The organism is Sphingobium phenoxybenzoativorans (assembly GCF_001757355.1).
GTDB classification, from domain to species: domain Bacteria; phylum Pseudomonadota; class Alphaproteobacteria; order Sphingomonadales; family Sphingomonadaceae; genus Sphingobium; species Sphingobium phenoxybenzoativorans.
Genome location: NZ_MINO01000026.1, coordinates 1 through 17,440, shown reverse-complemented (window position 1 = coordinate 17,440; position 17,440 = coordinate 1). Strand labels below are relative to the sequence as shown.

At 60.1% G+C, this 17,440-nt stretch carries 20 protein-coding genes; 10 read left to right on the top strand and 10 right to left on the bottom strand.

Features of this window, described 5'->3' with window-relative positions:
• Window positions 1-309: 309 nt before the first annotated feature.
• A complete protein-coding gene (locus BHQ40_RS13340) occupies window positions 310-1,233 on the top strand; it encodes a HEPN domain-containing protein (protein WP_070156360.1) in 924 nt (307 codons plus the stop codon).
• Between the two features lie 48 nt (window positions 1,234-1,281).
• On the opposite strand, the gene BHQ40_RS13335 is transcribed toward BHQ40_RS13340, so the two are convergent.
• Complete coding sequence (locus tag BHQ40_RS13335) at window positions 1,282-1,932, bottom strand: glutathione S-transferase family protein (protein WP_070156359.1); 651 nt, start codon at window positions 1,930-1,932, stop codon at window positions 1,282-1,284.
• Window positions 1,933-2,546: 614 nt separating this feature from the next.
• Between BHQ40_RS13335 and BHQ40_RS13330 the strand changes: the two genes are divergently transcribed.
• Complete coding sequence (locus BHQ40_RS13330; RefSeq protein ID WP_070156396.1) at window positions 2,547-4,448, top strand: ribonucleoside-diphosphate reductase subunit alpha; 1,902 nt, start codon at window positions 2,547-2,549, stop codon at window positions 4,446-4,448.
• Between the two features lie 46 nt (window positions 4,449-4,494).
• Window positions 4,495-4,899 carry an endonuclease domain-containing protein gene (locus BHQ40_RS13325; RefSeq protein WP_070156358.1) on the top strand — a complete coding sequence of 135 codons (405 nt, stop codon included), beginning with the start codon at window positions 4,495-4,497 and terminating at the stop codon, window positions 4,897-4,899.
• 77 nt (window positions 4,900-4,976) lie between these two features.
• Here the strand turns inward: BHQ40_RS13325 and BHQ40_RS13320 are convergent, their stop codons facing one another.
• Complete coding sequence (locus BHQ40_RS13320; protein ID WP_070156357.1) at window positions 4,977-5,228, bottom strand: DUF2171 domain-containing protein; 252 nt, start codon at window positions 5,226-5,228, stop codon at window positions 4,977-4,979.
• A 100-nt stretch (window positions 5,229-5,328) separates the two neighbouring features.
• On the opposite strand from BHQ40_RS13320, the gene BHQ40_RS13315 reads away from it, so the two are divergent.
• Together BHQ40_RS13315 and BHQ40_RS13310 are read left to right on the top strand one after the other, a co-directional pair.
• Entirely contained in the window at window positions 5,329-6,381 is a 1,053-nt protein-coding gene (locus tag BHQ40_RS13315; protein WP_070156356.1) for a ribonucleotide-diphosphate reductase subunit beta, read from the top strand.
• A gap of 472 nt (window positions 6,382-6,853) precedes the next feature.
• Window positions 6,854-7,093: a hypothetical protein gene (locus tag BHQ40_RS13310; protein WP_070156355.1), complete on the top strand. Its 240-nt coding sequence runs from the start codon at window positions 6,854-6,856 to the stop codon at window positions 7,091-7,093.
• Window positions 7,094-7,313: 220 nt separating this feature from the next.
• On the opposite strand, the gene BHQ40_RS13300 is transcribed toward BHQ40_RS13310, so the two are convergent.
• Genes BHQ40_RS13300 through BHQ40_RS13290 form a run of 3 tightly spaced genes read right to left on the bottom strand, consistent with a single transcriptional unit; the run spans window position 7,314 to window position 9,263 of the window.
• Window positions 7,314-7,808 carry a hypothetical protein gene (locus tag BHQ40_RS13300; RefSeq protein ID WP_070156353.1) on the bottom strand — a complete coding sequence of 165 codons (495 nt, stop codon included), beginning with the start codon at window positions 7,806-7,808 and terminating at the stop codon, window positions 7,314-7,316.
• Between the two features lie 8 nt (window positions 7,809-7,816).
• A complete protein-coding gene (locus BHQ40_RS13295; RefSeq protein WP_171905850.1) occupies window positions 7,817-8,953 on the bottom strand; it encodes a HigA family addiction module antitoxin in 1,137 nt (378 codons plus the stop codon).
• A gap of 10 nt (window positions 8,954-8,963) precedes the next feature.
• Entirely contained in the window at window positions 8,964-9,263 is a 300-nt protein-coding gene (locus tag BHQ40_RS13290) for a type II toxin-antitoxin system RelE/ParE family toxin (RefSeq protein ID WP_070156352.1), read from the bottom strand.
• 110 nt (window positions 9,264-9,373) lie between these two features.
• Here BHQ40_RS13290 and BHQ40_RS13285 point away from each other — a divergent pair, with 110 nt between their 5' ends.
• On the top strand, window positions 9,374-10,264 hold the full coding sequence (locus BHQ40_RS13285) for an IS1 family transposase (protein WP_070156351.1): 891 nt from the start codon (window positions 9,374-9,376) through the stop codon (window positions 10,262-10,264).
• Window positions 10,265-10,958: 694 nt separating this feature from the next.
• Here BHQ40_RS13285 and BHQ40_RS13280 read toward each other — a convergent pair.
• Window positions 10,959-11,264 carry a hypothetical protein gene (locus BHQ40_RS13280; protein WP_070156350.1) on the bottom strand — a complete coding sequence of 102 codons (306 nt, stop codon included), beginning with the start codon at window positions 11,262-11,264 and terminating at the stop codon, window positions 10,959-10,961.
• A gap of 197 nt (window positions 11,265-11,461) precedes the next feature.
• Here BHQ40_RS13280 and BHQ40_RS13275 point away from each other — a divergent pair, with 197 nt between their 5' ends.
• Both BHQ40_RS13275 and BHQ40_RS13270 read left to right on the top strand, forming a co-directional pair.
• Window positions 11,462-11,692 carry a hypothetical protein gene (locus BHQ40_RS13275; protein WP_139139304.1) on the top strand — a complete coding sequence of 77 codons (231 nt, stop codon included), beginning with the start codon at window positions 11,462-11,464 and terminating at the stop codon, window positions 11,690-11,692.
• 107 nt (window positions 11,693-11,799) lie between these two features.
• Window positions 11,800-12,189, top strand: coding sequence for a PH domain-containing protein (locus BHQ40_RS13270; protein WP_070156349.1), 390 nt, complete (start codon window positions 11,800-11,802; stop codon window positions 12,187-12,189).
• Between the two features lie 3 nt (window positions 12,190-12,192).
• Here the strand turns inward: BHQ40_RS13270 and BHQ40_RS13265 are convergent, their stop codons facing one another.
• Complete coding sequence (locus tag BHQ40_RS13265) at window positions 12,193-12,528, bottom strand: DMT family protein (RefSeq protein WP_070156348.1); 336 nt, start codon at window positions 12,526-12,528, stop codon at window positions 12,193-12,195.
• A gap of 154 nt (window positions 12,529-12,682) precedes the next feature.
• Here BHQ40_RS13265 and BHQ40_RS13260 point away from each other — a divergent pair, with 154 nt between their 5' ends.
• Together BHQ40_RS13260 and BHQ40_RS13255 are read left to right on the top strand one after the other, a co-directional pair.
• Complete coding sequence (locus tag BHQ40_RS13260) at window positions 12,683-13,390, top strand: hypothetical protein (RefSeq protein WP_070156393.1); 708 nt, start codon at window positions 12,683-12,685, stop codon at window positions 13,388-13,390.
• A gap of 431 nt (window positions 13,391-13,821) precedes the next feature.
• A complete protein-coding gene (locus tag BHQ40_RS13255) occupies window positions 13,822-15,606 on the top strand; it encodes an AMP-dependent synthetase/ligase (protein ID WP_070156347.1) in 1,785 nt (594 codons plus the stop codon).
• Between the two features lie 278 nt (window positions 15,607-15,884).
• On the opposite strand, the gene BHQ40_RS13250 is transcribed toward BHQ40_RS13255, so the two are convergent.
• The 3 genes from BHQ40_RS13250 to BHQ40_RS13240 all read right to left on the bottom strand — a co-directional run.
• Window positions 15,885-16,301 carry a DUF6491 family protein gene (locus BHQ40_RS13250; RefSeq protein ID WP_083276915.1) on the bottom strand — a complete coding sequence of 139 codons (417 nt, stop codon included), beginning with the start codon at window positions 16,299-16,301 and terminating at the stop codon, window positions 15,885-15,887.
• Window positions 16,302-16,367: 66 nt separating this feature from the next.
• Window positions 16,368-17,090: a hydroxyacylglutathione hydrolase gene (gene gloB, locus BHQ40_RS13245; protein ID WP_070156346.1), complete on the bottom strand. Its 723-nt coding sequence runs from the start codon at window positions 17,088-17,090 to the stop codon at window positions 16,368-16,370.
• On the bottom strand, window positions 17,083-17,440 hold a 358-nt coding region (locus BHQ40_RS13240), incomplete at its 5' end, for a nitronate monooxygenase (RefSeq protein ID WP_171905849.1). The genes BHQ40_RS13240 and gloB, both read right to left, overlap by 8 nt.

Sequence of the window (17,440 nt, the reverse complement as noted above, 5' to 3'; positions counted from 1 at the left end):
TGTGTCATCGCAGCGGAAAATTGTCGCAAAATGTATCTTCGCCTTCACTGACGCGACATCTTGCATGACTTTAATTTTGGCAAACGACAATCTGGACCAGCATACCAGTTGAGCATTTGTGGACGTGCAGGTCAGATGGACTGTGCACCTAAATCGTTAGCCTCGTGATTTAACCAGCATGAAGGTGCCGTTCGTGCCCCGGTTCCTGATAACCTTGGGAAGCAAGCTGAGAGATTTGCCCAAAGCGGTTTGATTATTGGCTGTGAGCTCTCGCCATGAGAGGGTTGGAAGGGTTAGGGATGAGGAGAGATGCGCAGCGACCTTGATCATTTACCGGCAGCCAAGGTTCGGGAGCTTGAGCGTGTTGTGCAGATCCTGTTCGAGGAGTTTGGCGATGCGCTGGCGGGATCGAATGGCCGCAAGCGTCTGGGGCGTATCGGCAAGATCATTTTGTACGGCTCCTATGCGCGAGGCGGCTGGGTGGATGAGCCGCATACCGCCAAGGGCTATCAGTCGGACTTTGATCTGCTGATCATTGTGAGCGGCAAGGAGCTGACGGACCGGGTAGCTTATTGGTCGCGTGCGGAGGAGCGTCTGAACCGGGAGCGGGCGATCACGGGCACGCTGCGGACGCCAGTGAACTTCATCGTGCACAGTCTGCAGGAGGTGAATGACGGTCTGGCGCATGGGCGCTACTTTTTCATGGACGTGGCCCGTGACGGCATCGCCCTCTATCAGGCCAATGACAGTGAACTCCACACCCCCAAGCCCAAGACACCCGATCAGGCCCTCGCCATGGCCAGGGAGTATTTTGAGGAGTGGTTTCCGTCAGCGATGAAGCGCTATCAGGGTGCGAAATATTATCGAGATCAAGGGTTTTTGAAAGATTCAGCGTTTGATTTTCATCAGTCCGCCGAGCGACTCTACCACTGCGTGCTCCTCGTCTGCACCTTCTATACACCTCATAATCACAACCTCGCCTTCCTGCGGACGCAGGCGGAACGGATTGATCGGCGGCTGGTCCATGTCTGGCCCTCGGACACTCGCAAGGAGCGAGCGATGTTCGAGAAACTGAAGGACGCTTATGTGAAGGCCCGCTACTCCAAACATTACCGGATCAGCGAGGAGGAGCTCAGCTGGCTTAGCACCCAGGTCGAGGAACTTGGCCGCGTCGTCCATGCCGTGTGCAGCGAGCGGATCGCGGAGCTGGAGAAGGCAATTATGCCTGTCTGAAATTATCTACCATTGTTGCATGTTATGATAATGATCAATGGCAGCTTGTTATCCAGGGAATAAAGCAAAATAGGGTTCGGCTTCCTTCAATACGCGCTGCACTGACGGCCGCGCCTCCAGCCGGTCCAGATAGGCCGCCAGCACCGGATGATCGCCGCGGAACGGCGCCACCTTGTCGGCATACCAGAGCGACGGCATGGCCGCGCAGTCGGCCAGCGTGAACGCCTCCCCCGCCGCCCATGTCCGCCCGGCGATCCGCTCCTCCAGCATGGCATAGGTCTTGCGCAGCATCGCCCGCGCCTGGTCCGCGCCATACTCATCCTTGGCGTCGTCCGGGCGCAGACTGTTGAAAACGACCGTCTGCATGCCCGTCATCACATGATTGTCGAACAGCCGGTCCATCACCCGCGCCTCCATGGCGTCATCGAACCCGGCCGGGATCGCCGCGAAGCCGCCGGGATAGCGCACGGACAGATATTCTATGATCGCGCTTGATTCGGGCAGGGTGACGTCATGGCTGTCGTCGCGCAGCACCGGGAAGCGTTCCATCGGCCAGGCCGCGCGCAACGCCGCGCTGCTCTCCGGCCGGTCATGATCCAACTGATAGGGGGTGAAGGCCGTGCCATTCTCATAGAGGGCGATCAGCACCTTCCAGCAGTAGGAGGACAAGGGGTGGTAGAAAAGGGTGAGGCCGGCCATATGCGTCTCCTGTCCGTTGCGGGCGTCGCCGCGCGCCACGGCGGGATAGCATCTTCTACGGCGGATGGGACCGCGATCTCGTCCTTCCCCCGCTTTCTCAATGGGTTTTGGCTGTATGTACGGTTATCGCAGCCCCCATGCGGGATGTGGGGCCGTTCGCTTCAGACCTTAGTCGCATGATTTTGTAAGAAATTTATTTTTCTTTTCGCCTCTCGCTCTTGCCTTTCAAAAACCCGTTGCAAACCCGCGCGTCGCGACGGTGGAACGTGCTTGTCATGCCATGAACCGAGTCATATCAGCGGCAGGACGAGTCATGGATCTGTCATTTACCCTCTTGCATAGGCGCATCGCTGTGGCACTATCAGTGGTGTCGGGATAACGGGGGTTACTCTACAAATTGTGGTTAACAGCTTCGGGACAGTTTTCCTGGGGCATGCATTATCGACCGCAGGGGAGGGTCGCGCCACCCGTTTCCGGTGCCTTGAGCGCCGGAAAGCTGCTACAAGGGACGTTCGTCCTTGGAGCACTTGACCGAATCGAACGGAACGTGAACATTTGGGGCGAGTATGGATTTTCGGGACAGCCAGGAAACAGGTGCGCACGACGTGGCAACGATGATTGAAGAACGCAGCGAAACGGCAAAGGCGGCGTCCGCGCCCGCCCAGAGCGCCGCTGCCGAGAAGCCGGTTGCGGCAAAGCCCGCCTCGCACGCCGTGCAAGCCCGCCGCTTTGCGGTCGCGACCGATTCGTCGCGCGACGCGCTGCTGACGGATTTCGGCAAGGAAACGCTGCGCGACCGCTATCTGCTGCCCGGCGAATCCTATCAGGATCTTTTTGCCCGCGTCGCGGCCGCCTATGCCGATGATGAGGCGCATGCCCAGCGCATCTACGACTATGTTTCGCGCCTGTGGTTCATGCCCTCGACGCCCGTGCTGTCGAACGGCGGCACCGGCCGCGGCCTGCCGATCAGTTGCTTCCTCAACTCGGTCGACGACAGCCTTGAGGATATTGTCGGCACCTGGAACGAGAATGTGTGGCTGGCGGCGCGCGGCGGCGGCATCGGCACCTATTGGGGCAGCGTGCGCGGCATTGGCGAGCCGGTCGGCCTCAACGGCAAGACCAGCGGCATCATCCCCTTCGTCCGCGTGATGGACAGCCTGACGCTGGCGATCAGCCAGGGTTCGCTGCGCCGTGGCTCGGCCGCCTGCTATCTCGACATCTCCCACCCGGAGATTGAGGAGTTCTTGGAAATCCGCAAGCCCTCGGGCGATTTCAACCGCAAGGCGCTGAACCTGCACCATGGCGTGCTGCTGACCGACGCCTTCATGGAGGCGGTGCGCGACGGCAAGGAATGGGAGCTGAAAAGCCCGAAGGACAACAGCGTGCGCGGCACCGTCGATGCGCGCGCCCTGTTCCAGAAGCTGGTCGAGACCCGTCTCGCCACCGGCGAGCCCTACATCATCTTCAACGACACCGTGAACCGCATGATGCCCAAGCATCATCGCGATCTGGGCCTGAAGGTCTCGACGTCCAACCTGTGCGCGGAAATCACCCTGCCCACCGGCCGCGACCATCTGGGCAAGGACCGCACCGCCGTCTGCTGCCTCTCCAGCCTCAATCTGGAGACGTGGGACGAATGGCATGGCGACAAGAGCTTCATCGAGGATGTCATGCGCTTCCTCGACAATATCCTGCAGGACTTTATCAACCGTGCGCCGGACGAGATGGCCCGCGCCAAATATAGCGCCAGCCGCGAGCGTTCCGTGGGCCTGGGCGTCATGGGCTTCCACAGCTTCCTGCAGGCGCGCACCATTCCCTTCGAGGGCGCAATGGCCAAGTCGTGGAACATGCGCATCTTCAAGCATATCAACGCCCAGGTGAATGAGGCGTCTATGATGCTGGCGCAGGAGCGCGGCCCGTGCCCCGACGCCGCCGACATGGGCGTGATGGAGCGTTTCTCCTGCAAGATGGCGATCGCGCCGACCGCGTCGATCAGCATCATCTGCGGCGGCACCTCCGCCTGCATCGAGCCGATCCCGGCCAACGTCTACACGCACAAGACGCTGTCGGGCAGCTTCTCGGTCAAGAATGTCCATCTGGAGAAGATCCTGCGCGACAAGGCGAAGGATTCGACCAATGTGTGGAATTCCATTCTGGAGCGGGGCGGTTCCGTCCAGCATCTCGACTTCCTGAGCCAGGACGAGAAGGACGCGTTCAAGACCAGCTTCGAGATCGACCAGCGCTGGCTGCTCGAACTCGCCGCCGACCGCGCGCCCTTCATCGATCAGGCGCAGTCGCTGAACCTGTTCATCCCGGCCGACGTGGAGAAATGGGACCTGCTCATGCTCCACTTCCGCGCCTGGGAGCTGGGCATCAAGTCGCTCTACTATCTCCGCTCAAAGTCGGTGCAGCGCGCCGGCTTCGCGGGCGGGGTCGAGGCCGACAACACGATCGACGCGCCCAAGTTCGAAATCGGCGAGACGACGGACTATGACGAATGTCTGGCGTGTCAGTAGGAGTTTTTCCTCTCCCTGCGGGAGAGGAAGTGGAAAGGTGAGGGCGATGCGCAATTATCAGACATTGCCCTCTGACTCCGTCGATCGCGCCAAAGGCTTGCGGCCTAACGCTACCGATGCGGAGAAGCGGCTGTGGAGTGCTTTGCGCCAGCAACTTGGTGAAGCGAAATTCCGTCGACAAGTGCCCCTAGGCCCTTGTTTTGCGGATTTCTTGAGCTTCTCAGCCAAGCTCATCGTCGAAGTCGATGGCGGCCAACATGTAGAACGCTTCGAACAGGACGCCGCCCGCACTCGCTATCTGGAATCGCAGGGTTACCGCGTCCTGCGCGTTTGGAATCATGACGTCATGGAAAATACCGATGGCGTCGTAGAAACCATTGCCGCTGCCCTAAACCCCCTCTCCTTTCAGAAGAGGGAGGGGCCCGCGTCGCGTAGCGGCGTGGGAGGGTGAGGTTGATGACAACACACCCTCACCCTCCCGCTGCTTCGCAGCTCCTTCCCTCTCCCGGCGGGAGAGGGCTAATGGCGTCACCCGTCCTTCTCTTCCTCGAAGAACACCGCGTTCGCACCGGTCGCCGACAGGCGCACCGTGCCGTCGCCGTCAACGCCCGCGATCAGGCCCTGCGCGATGTAATGATGATGGCCCTTGTGGCTGCCTTCGCCGCTGTCGGCCTTGGTCAGCTTGATGCGGTCTCCGTCCACATGATCGACGGTGCCCACATGCACGCCGTCCGCGCCAATCACTTCGGCATGTTCCTTGATCGTGCTAAGATCGACCATGATAATTCTCCTGTACGGGGGGTGTTGGCGATTGAACGCCCCGCCACCATGCAGGTTGCAACCGCCCTTCACCCGTAACGATTTCCGTCGGAGCCGACCCATGCCCCTTCTTCAAGCCTCCAAACAGTATAAGCCTTTCGAGTACCCTTGGGCGTTCGAGTTCTGGAAGCGCCAGCAGCAGCTCCACTGGTTGCCGGAGGAAGTGCCGCTGGGCGAGGATTGCCGCGACTGGGCGCAGAAGCTCAGCGACCATGAGCGCAATCTGCTGACGCAGATCTTCCGCTTCTTCACCCAGGCGGATGTCGAGGTGCAGGACTGCTATCACGAAAAATATGGCCGGGTGTTCAAGCCGACCGAGGTGAAGATGATGCTGACCGCGTTCAGCAACATGGAAACCGTCCATATCGCCGCCTATTCGCACCTGCTCGACACCATCGGCATGCCGGAGAGCGAATATAGCGCCTTCCTCCAATATAAGGAGATGAAGGACAAGCACGACTATCTGCAGCAGTTCGGCGTCGACACGGATGAGGATATTGCCCGCACGCTGGCCATGTTCGGCGGCTTTACCGAGGGGCTTCAGCTCTTCGCCAGCTTCGCCATGCTGATGAACTTCCCGCGCTTCAACAAGATGAAGGGCATGGGCCAGATCGTCACCTGGTCGATCCGCGACGAGACCCTGCATTGCGAGGGCATCATCAAGCTGTTCCACGCCTTCTGCGCGGAACGCGGCTGCCTGACCAATGCGGTCAAGGAAGACATTATGGACATGTGCCAGAAGACGGTGCGGATCGAGGATGCGTTCGTCGACCTGGTGTTCGAAATGGGTCCCGTCCCCGGCATGACGCCCAAGGACATCAAGCGCTACGTCCGCTACATCGCCGACTGGCGCCTGGGGCAGCTTGGCCTGAAACCCATCTACATGATCGAGGAGCACCCGCTCCCCTGGCTCACCCCGATGCTGAACGGCGTGGAGCACGCCAACTTCTTCGAAACCCGCGCCACCGAATATTCAAAGGCGGCAACGCGCGGCCAGTGGAACGAAGTCTGGGACAGCTTCGACAAGCGCAAGCGGCTGAAGGCGAACGACAGCGGCGATGTGAGCGACGAGAGCGAAGACATGTTCACCAAGGCGGGGATCGCGGCGGAGTAATGGCAAACTGGTTTCCGCCACAGACTTCTCGCAAACAAGTTACGAAGGCGGGGTTTCGTATTAGTCGTGACGAAGAAACTTGGGAAGATATAGCCACATTAGAAGAATGGCGGGCGTCACATGCCTATGTGATAAATACATTTTAAGCAAATTTACGTCGAAGATCGCGTGGCACAGAAGTTGTTGTAGGTACTCGTCTGAAAAGACGGGCTACAATCCTGAACAAATTAAAAAGATTCCCTGATATGCAACTAGGAAGAATGCATGATATTGCAGGGTGTCGAGTAATTTTCCCTTCTTTAGAAGATTTGTTACTATTCCGTAGAGATTTTCATACCGCCAGATTTTCACATAAGCGCCGTCATTCAGAAGGCGACAGATGGAATTATTTTGTCAGCCCCAAGCGAGACGGGTAGTGGGTCAGTTTGAAAACTAGGTGGCGATCCGTTCCTCTTGATGCCATATCAGCCGAATGAGCGACAAAACCTATAAAGCTTGGGCTGTGCCAGTTTGGACGAAACCTCTCAGCGATGGCCCCGCCTTGCTGATGCTCTACGCCGCAGGCTTCGCCGATCCAGATGACGCGGTGCAGGCCGTAAAGCAGAAGGCTGCTTTGCTTAACGATGGTGACGAACCTGGCCAGCCATACCCGCTCTCCGATGGCACCGTGACGGCGCTTGCCATCGTGCCTGATAGTGTCTGCCTACTCTAATGGCTAAGACCCCGAAGCGCCCCCGCGATCCGAATCAGCTTGCGAAGCTGATGGTGGATATTGCGACGGGCGAAGCTGGCCAGCCGGAACAGAGTGCCAATGGGAAACGCGCCTCCAAGGCTGGCATCGTTGGCGGCCCCGCGAGAGCCAAGGCGCTAACACCCGCGCAGCGGTCGGAGATAGCGAGCGTAGCAGCGCAAGCTCGCTGGAAAAAAAAGTCTTAGGCGGCACCTCGGTCGCGCTTGTCGCGCGCAGCCCGCTCCGCCGCTTCGCGTTCCGCAACGTCTTCTGAGAAATCTAGAACTGGTTCAATCGGAAGTTCATCAGGATGAGCTTCACTGTAATGGTCGGCATCCATTTTCATTGAAAAACAATCGTCTGCGATTGATTTGCGCCGCTGACCGATGGATTTTGTCATAAAGGAATGCGACGCGTTCTTATCGATGTCAGCCCACAGGTTGAGCTGAACGCCACCTACATTAGTTCGCACGGAATGCTTAGCGCGATACCAACGCTTGCCGTCAAAACGCTTCTGTGAGCGCGCGCCTTCGGCGATTAGATCGCGGCACATTTTGTTCAAATCGACCGGGCCTGGGCGAAACAATCCCTTATTTAGCGCCCACTCGGCGACTTCATCAAGCGAGACCGGATCGTCATTTACCTCTGCCAGATAGCGGTCGAGGATATCAGCGCCTTGTTCTTTCCTAGTAGCCATTGCCTAGCTCACAATTCCACATCTGCAACTGAACCGAACCCATCAACAACACTCGTCGCCAAAATATGCTGGCGCACGGTGACGAGAAACTTGCGCAACCACGAAAAGTCCTTCTTCATGTGCTGTATCTGGCCAACCACGACTGACGGGTGAACCTCGTTTACGCCTGCAAATCCAATCACATCGCGCTCCGAAATGTAGGGCGATTTGCGCTGGTAAAACGAGACGAGCTTGTTGCGAGAAAATCCAAAATTCAGCGACGCGTCATCTGCGGCATCTTCCTGCTCTTTGATAGCGGCGTCGATTATTTCCCGAGCATCGCCGGGTTCCAAATTGTCAATGATCTCGCTGCCGTTCTTACCGTCTCCACGCAACACATGCTCAATTTCGTGGCGCAGAACATACCAGAAGTTATCGAGACGATTGTGACGCAAGGTCAGGCCGATCACTGGCTTATCGTCCGATAGCCACGTGCAAACCCCATCGACTTTGCAGTTGGCGATCTTCTCCACCACCACAAATCTGACACCCGCCGCCAGCAGAAATTCGGGAACGTGGCGAACATCCTCGGGATCAATCATCCACGCGCGAAGATCGGCAAGGCCATCCCTAAGCTTGGCTTCGGAATACTCCGGCGCATCAATGCTGCGGGCGACCTGCCGGACACGATACAACCAAGCCAATTCCTCTGGAGAGTGATCGTCACGCGTTTTTTTTGCGGCGGCGGCAAAGCCGACTTGACCAAGATGCTCATTGTCGTTGAGCTCGAAAAAGCGGTCGAACTGCAATTCGAGAACGCTCTGCTCCGCCTCCTCAAACCAACCCCGGCTGATCATCTCCCGGATCGGGTATTTGGTCTGCATCTTAGCGCGAGCGCGAATGGCTGGATCGGGTTCGCGCGCTTCACGCAGTTCCCACTCCTTCTGTAGTCCGGCCCACATTGATGCGGACGTGCCGAAAGCCTCGCCAAGAGCCTTGGCCATTTCGGCACTTACTCCCGACTTGCCAGAAATAACTTTCGTGACGGTCTGCTCAGAATAACCAAGGATAAAAGCAAGATCGCGCTGCGTCCACCCACGCGCCTCCAGCTCCTCCCGAATGTAAACACCGGGAGGCTCGGCGAAATTGTCAAAGACAGCTTCCAAGGTGCCTCCTTTACTCATAATGATTACTGATCTCCAAAATCACTAATTCAAGCGGCTCGCAATCTTGATCGATTGTCAAAATAATCCGCCACTGGGTGTTAATCCTGATCGAGCGCTTGCCGTCCATTTTTCCCTTCAACTTCTCATAATGAAGGCTGGCCATCGCATGCAGGTCACGCTCATCAGCCACCTCCCGCAAAAGTCGGAGCTTCCGGCGTGCCGCTTGAACGACTTGGACCGGTAGCCGAAGGCGGTGTGCCTGGTTGGTTTCGACGAGAGAAAGCGCTTCATCTTCGTATCGGACCTTCATTTAAACAGCCAATGCCACAAAGCTGCCAATATGTAAATGGCGAATGAAACATATTGTTTAAACTGACTCATATGCTTGACTAATATAGCCTCTTTGGGCATATAGGTTTCATGAACAAGCTGACCATCGAAGAGCGCGCCCGCATCCTGCACCTTCTCTGCGAAGGCATGAGCATCCGGGCGATCACGCGACTGACTGGCGCGAGCAAGAACACTGTTGCCAAGCTGCTTATCGACGCCGGAAAGGCTTGCGCGATCTATCACGACGCCAACGTGCGGAACGTGAAGGCCGCTCACGTTCAGGTCGATGAAATCTGGTCGTTCACCTATGCCAAGCAGAAGAACGTAGCCACCGCGAAGGACGCCCCGGAAGGTGCTGGCGATACATGGACTTGGACCGCGCTCGACGCCGATAGCAAGATGATCCTCTCCTATCTCGTCGGTGGCCGTGATGCTGAATATGCAATGTGGTTTATGGACGATCTGGTCTCCCGCCTCGCTAATCGCGTTCAACTGACCAGCGATGGGCACAGCGCCTATCTAGAAGCCGTGGAGGGCGCTTTCGGCGCGGACGTGGACTTTGCCCAACTCGTGAAACTCTACGGTTCAGAGGGCGGCAAAAGCAGCGAAGTTCGCTACAGCCCCGCCGAATGCACCGGCATCCGTAAGCGCACAGTCGAAGGCAAGCCCGACGCAGCCCATGTCTCGACCAGCTACGTCGAACGCCAGAACCTGACCATGCGGATGCACATGCGTCGCTTCACCCGCCTGACTAACGCCTTCTCCAAGAAAGTTGAAAACCACGCTCACGCGGTCGCCCTTCACATGATGTATTATAACTTCGTCCGCATCCATAAAACGCTGCGCGTCACCCCGGCGATGGCCGCCGGCGTGTCGGATCGGCTTTGGGAGATTGCGGACATTGCCAAGCTGGTCGAAGATGCCGAAATGAAGCCCGGCAAGCGCGGCCCGTATAAAAAGCACGGTCAGATTTCAAACTGACCCACTACCGCGAGACGGATACAGTGGTATTCATGACGTATACGAATATAATGTTCGATCTTTTGGCGGTTTAGCATTTAATGGGCTGTTAATTGAGATTCAATATCGTACACTTATGCAGCATTCTTGGGCTACTGCTGTAGAAGTGGCAGGATTGCTTACGCATAACAATCCAAAATTTGGCCAAGGAAGTCCAGAATTAATTGAGTTCTTTGCGATATCCAGTGAGATTCTTTCAAGAACTTACGAAGGATCGCCTTCATGTTTTCCAGATTGGCCGATGCATGAATTAAAATCAGAGCTCAAGCGGTTAGAAAATGAGACTAGAATCCTGCAGCTTTTAGACGTGTAAATTCAAAAAAGGTATCTATAGATTTTAAAAGAAATAATATCCTTATATTTCCTTTAGTGCCATCAGAAGATGAAAATGAAAGCGATCTAAGAATAGTTTCTTTTGATAATGTTTTTGCGCTATTGATCGTTACAATGCATTGGAGAAAGAGTTCGCGGGCAAAGCAGACATTGTGCTTGTTCGAGCAGATAGTTTCGAAAATATGCGGGTAACTTTTAGAAACTATTTTGCCGATACTACTGATTTCGTTCAGTTGTTAGATGATGCGCTTAAATCAGACTGACTTAGCGACCGTCTACCGGGCATTAGCTGCAATAGATGTGAGGCTCGCAACCCACCCCTTCAATCCACATCCTCCTCCGTATTTCCCAGCCAGCCCTCCTCATCATCCATTACCGGCTCGCCGGCATAGGCGCCGTTGTCGATGGTGCCGCTGCGGTTCATCGCCTCCATCGTATCGACCAGGTCCGGCACATCGTCCGGGATCACCGCGCCGCGGTCCGATCCGCCGCCCTTCTCGCTGTCCTCCGACAGGTCGGTGCGGCGGGTCAGCGCGTCGCTGGCGACGTCCTGCGCCTGCGCGCCTGCATCGTTTTGTTCGCTATTGTCTTCCGTGTCGGGGTCGATCGCGTCGGGGGAGCGGGGCATCGGCATATCCTCTCAAACTGTCCTGCGCGGATCAACGGATGCGCCGCGCGCCGGTTCCGCGTCAACCCGCCGGATATCGCGGCTTTCGGGCGTCCGGCGGATGGCCTGACACCCTCGCATTCCCCGTCGCCTTTGACGCGCACTGGATCGGCGGTGCGCGCACCGGCGTTACCCCGCCTTAACCGGTCTGCGGCATAATGGCCGTGATGATCTTCGGCGTCCGCCCCTCCTCGCTTTTCACCAGCCGCTGGATGGCGCTGCTCTGGGGCGTGCTGATCTGCCTGACGGCGGTCGGCTTTGTCGGCGGCGGCGGCAAGGGTAACGACGGCGCAGGAGGCGATCAAACCGCCCTTCCCACCGACGCGGCGGGGGACCCCATCACCGCGCAGGATGTCGCCGCGCTGCGCAACGCGGTCGAGGCGCAATAGCCCGCCCCGAAGTATAGCGGCCCCGCATGACCCCGCATGACCTGGCGCGGAAAGCCTTGACCCTGACCGCCCGCCATCCGATGGTCCGCCCATAAGGAGACCGCGCGATGCCCGAAACCTGGCTCTATGACGAAAATCCCGCCATGTTCCGCAGCAGCCCGCTGCTTTTCACCCTTCTCCTGATCTCCGTCGTCGGCATCCTTGGCCTTGGCGTCTGGTGGATCAAGTGCAAGGGGGAGCGCCTGGCCGTTTCCGACCGCGAAGTGCTGATGGAGCGCGGCCTGCTCGCCAAGCAGCGGACGCAACTCAACCTGTCCACCGTGCGCACCGTGCGCATCAGCCAGACGGTGGGCCAGCGCATCTTCGGCGTCGGCAATATCGAGATATTCAGCGCCGGCGACTATGCGGAGATCGCGATCCGCGGCATGCGCAATCCTAACCGCGTGCGCGAACTGGTGTCGGTCCATAACGACGCCCAGCCGGCCGGCGTCCGATAGCGCTCACCGCCCGCTGAACAGCAGCGCCACCGCCGCCATGATGCAGGCGAAGGCGCCCAGATGCCGCCAGCCGACCGGCTCGTGCAGCACCAGGATCATGAACCCGGCGAACACGATCAGGGTGATCGCCTCCTGCACGATCTTGAGCTGCGCGCCGCTCCATCCGCTGGCATAGCCAATGCGGTTGGCCGGCACCGCCAGGCAATATTCGAAAAGGGCGATTCCCCAGCTTATCAGGATGACCAGCAGCAGGGGTTTTCCCATCCCGCCCTTCAGGTGCCAGTACCAGGCGATGGTCATCATGATGTTGGACGCGATCAGCAGGGCGACGACTGGCATGGCTGGCATTTTCCCGGTTTTGGGCTGACCGAATGGTTACCGCCCCTTGACTTGACTGCATTTAAGTCAACGATGGGTGTCAAGGAAGCCGGTACGCAGATGCCGGTGCGGAGAGGCGTAACCAGGGGGAAGTACCGCCATGCCCGCGCCGTTGATGCGCCCGTTGCCAGACCTGCCCCCAGACGCCCGCGCAGACCTGCGATACCGCAGCGGCTTCGGCTGCGTCCGTTGCGGCGTCACCATCTATCAATATCTCTCCCTGCCGGTCATCAAGGACAAGCGGACGGAGGGCGGCGAGGGCGCGACCATGCTGTGCCCCACCTGCCACCGGCTGGTGGAGGAGGAACGGCTGACCCCGGCGCAGGTCCATGGCTTCCACGCCAGCCCGATCGCGCGGCAACGGCATTTCCTGCGCGATCGCCTGCCTTTCTCCAATGAACTGCCCGAACTGGCCGTCGGCGGCTCCCGCGCGGTGCGCGACACGCCGATCCCTCTGGCGCTTGACGGGGAGCCGCTGCTGTTCTTCGCCCCCCCGCGCCAGGGTGTCGGCGCGACCCGCATCAGCATCCGCCTGGGCGGGGATAATGGCGAACCGGTGCAGGTGATCGACGCCAATGAATGGCTGGTCACGGACGGCAGCTTTGGCTTCGCCTATCGCGGCGACCGCTATTTCGTGACCGAAACCGCGGGCGACGGCCTTGCCGTGCTGCGCATCATCCAGCGCAACCGGATCGCCGTGGAGCATCTGCGCACCTCCATCCGCGGCCGCCGGCTGGAGGCGACGCCGGACTGGGTGGAGGTGGACGGCAGGCGCTATATCGACCGCATCGGCAGCGGCGTGCTTATCGGGCTTGATGTGTAGGGGTGCGGATTGGAAGGCCAAAGCCGCCTATACTCCGTCATCCCGGACTTGATCCGGGATCCATGAGCGCGGGCGCTTGTGCAGTCACGCCTGCGTAGAGCCAATAGATCCCGCATCACGTGCGGGATGACGGACCGGGTGGGGAGCGGACTGCGGGCTTTTCGAAAACGACGTATTCCTGCGCACGCAGGAACCTAGGGTGCGGTGATGCAGATAACCCTAGGCTCCTGCTTTCGCAGGAGGACATTACTATTCAACACGGCCACACATGCGCGCCGCCACACCTTCCCATTTTCCTCCGCCCACTCCTGCCGCCCCTATGAACCAACCCACGCCGGAAACGCGAAATAGTCTTGGCCCTTACGGAAGCGGGCGTTTATAGACGCGCACCGGCCACGCGGTTGCCCCCGCGCCGCCGGTGGGAGAGATGAATGCGCGCGCTGGAGACATTCCCGAACCTCGTCACCATGTTCTTCGCGCGCGCTGCCGAGGGCGGCGATCGCCCGTTTCTGTGGACCAAATCCGGGGGCGCATGGCATCCGCTGAGCTGGGCCGAGGTCGCCCGCCGCGTCGCATCGCTGGCCGCCGCGCTGAAGGCGGAGGGGCTGCGCCCCGGCGACACGGTGATGCTGGTCAGCGAGAACCGGCCGGAATTCTGCATCGCCGATCTGGCGATCATGGCGGCGGGCTGCATCACCGTGCCGACCTACACCACCAACACCACCCGCGATCATCAGCATATCCTGACCGACAGCGGCGCGCGCGCCGTCATCGTCTCGACGGCCAAGCTCGCCTCGGTGCTGATGCCCGCCGTGCTGCGGTCGCAGGTCAATCTGGTCATCGGCATGGAACCGCTGCGCGCCGTGCAGGGCGACACGATCCGTTGCCGGGCGTGGGACGCGCTGCTCGCCGCTCACCCGGCGGATGTCGCGGCCTGCGCCGCCGCGCAAACGGCGCAGCGCGATGATCTGGCCTGCATCATCTACACCAGCGGCACCGGAGGCGCGCCGCGCGGCGTGATGCAGCATCACGGATCGATCCTCTGCAATGTCGAGGGCGCGCTGAAGGTCATTGCAGAGGATTTCGAGTGGGAGGACGAGGTTTTCCTCTCCTTCCTGCCCCTCTCCCACGCCTATGAACATAGCGGCGGGCAATTCCTGCCGATGCTGCTCGGCGGCCAGATCTATTATGCCGAGGGGCTGGAAAAGCTCGCCGCCAATATTGAGGAAGTCCGCCCGACATTCATGGTTGTCGTGCCGCGCCTGTTCGAGGTGCTGCGCACCCGCATCATCAAGGGGGTCGAGAAACAGGGAAAACTCGCCAATTTCCTGTTCCGCCAGGCGCTGCGCATCAATGGCGATGACGTGAAGAATGGCGGCGTCGCGCTATGGGACATCCCCATGCAGATGATCGCCGCGCGCACCATCCGCCCCAAAATCCACAAGCGTTTCGGCGGCCGGATGAAGGCGATGGTTTCGGGCGGCGCGCCGCTCAACCCGGACGTCGGCATCTTCTTCCAGTCGCTCGGCATCACATTGCTGCAGGGCTATGGCCAGACCGAGGCAGGCCCGGTCATCAGCTGCAACCGGCCTGGCGCGGGCATCGCCATGGACACGGTGGGACCGCCGCTTGACGGGGTGGAGGTGCAGGTCGCGGAGGACGGCGAGCTGCTGGTGCGCGGCGAGCTGGTGATGAAGGGCTATTGGCGCAACCCGGCGGAGACCGAGCGGGCGCTGGAGGGCGGCTGGCTGCACACCGGCGACATAGGCGAGATTGACGAACGCGGGCGCATCAAGATCACGGACCGCAAGAAGGACCTGATCGTCAACGACAAGGGCGATAATGTCGCCCCGCAGAAGGTCGAGGGCATGCTGACGCTGCAGCCGGAGATCGGCCAGGCGATGGTCGCCGGGGACAAGCGGCCCTATCTGGTCGGCCTGCTGGTCCCGGACGCCGACTGGCTGAAGGACTGGGCGCGCGGCCGCCGCATGTCGCCCGAAGCGGCCATGAACGACCCCGCCCTGCTAACCGCGCTGCGCGCCGCCGTCGACCGGGTGAATGAGGACCTGTCCGTGACGGAACGGGTCCGCCGCTTCATCCTTGCCGATGAGCCGTTCACAATCGCCAATGAGGAGATGACCCCCTCAATGAAGATCCGGCGGCACATTATCCGCAAGCGCTATCAGAACCGTCTGGACGCGCTTTACAAAGGGTAGGGCGGCATAGCTGAGCTTGCCGCTGGGGGTAGAGAGCGGCCATTGCTCGGCGCAATTTACGCTGCAACACACTGCCGTCATCCCAAATACCCGCCGTCATCCCGGACTTGATCCGGGATCCATGAGCGCAAGCGTCCGCGCAGTCATGCTTACCGGGAGCCAATGGATCGCGCATCAAGTGCGCGATGACGGATTGGGTGGGAAGTGGATTGTTCTTCCTCCCCTTGCAGGGAGGGATTTTAGGCCGGCACCAGACTCCTCAACCCATACCACCGGCCTTATTTCTTCACCCTGCGATACGGCACGAAATCGCCCAGCGAACATACGCCGGACAAAGTGCCCACCATCAGGTTGGCGACCCGCGCTATGTCGCCCCGGCACAACTGCCCGCCAAAGCTCTGCGTGATCAGCGTATCGCCGCGGGTGAGGCCGGAACAGCGGCCCATGACCTCATTCTTGTAAACCAGGCTGTTGCTGACCTTGTAGAGCAGCACCTGATCGCTGATCACCTGCAGGTTGGTTTGGCGATATTGCTGGATGCACGTCACCTTGTCACCGGGCGTCTTGCCCTCCAGCGCCTTTTCCAGCGCCTGCGTCTGCTTCTCGGTCAGTTTCGGCGGCCCCTCCGGCGCGGTGGCGCAGGACGCCAGCAGAACCGGCGCCAACAGGAATAGCGGAAGCATCAGTGAGCGCATGGCGAAGGTCCTTTTCTCTCCGGTCCCGTCCGGCGGAAACAGGACGCCATCATAGGACAGATTCCGTCAGAACGCATCCTTCGCCGCGCGCAGCGACGCCAGCGTTTCCGCGTCCCCCGCGCGCATGAACACATTGGTCGCCCGCTCCAGCCCGATGCTGGTCGGCACCGTGGCCTTGCCCGCCGCGCGGGCGGCGTCGACATCGCTCATGCGCTGGCGGATCGCGTCATTGTCCGGCTCGGCCACCAGTGCGAAACGCCCGTTCGACTGGGTATATTCATGCGCGCAATAGACGGCCGTGTCGTCGGGCAGTGCCGCGAAACGGGCCATGTTGCTGAACATCTGCGCCGCCGTGCCCTCGAACAATCGCCCGCATCCCATCGCGAACAGCGTATCGCCCACGAAGATGATCTCGTCATCGGCCAGATGATAGGCGATATGCCCGGCCGTGTGGGCGGGCACCGCCATCACCTTCGCCGCATGCGCGCCGATGGCGACATAATCCCCCTCCCCGACCAGCCGGTCGAGCGTCGGTATCTTCGCCGCCTCCGCGCCCGGCCCGGTGATCATGCAGCCTGTCGCCGCCTTGATCTCTGCATTGCCGCCGGTGTGGTCGGGGTGCCAGTGGGTGTTCCAGATCTGGCTGATCGGCCAGCCGCGCTCCGCCGCCGCCGCAAGCACGGGTTCGGCGACGGAAGGGTCGACCACCACCGTCTCCCCGCTGGCGCCGTCATGCATCAGCCAGACATAATTGTCGTTCAGCACCGGGATGCGGGCCACTTCAAGCATCTGCGGTCTCCTGTGTCATGCCCGCCATCAAGGCCAGCGCGCCCTCGGCCAGCGACCGGGTCAGCGCCTCCGCCGTCATTGGCTGCGCCAGCCGCGCCGCCTGCCCGCTCCACATGGAGGTAAAGCCGCTATCGCCCCGCTTCTCCGCCTCCGCCTTCAGGGAGGCAAGCGCGTTGGAGGCATAGGGGAAGGGCGGGGCGGCGTCGCTCACCGGCCCCAGTTCCTCCATCAGCCGGTTGGGCAGGCCGCGCGCCAAGCGGCCGGAAAACAGGTTGGTGAAGCGCGTGACCTCCGCTTCCGGTCCCTGCAACAACCGCCTGTGGGTCTCGCCCACGCTGCTTTCGGGCGAC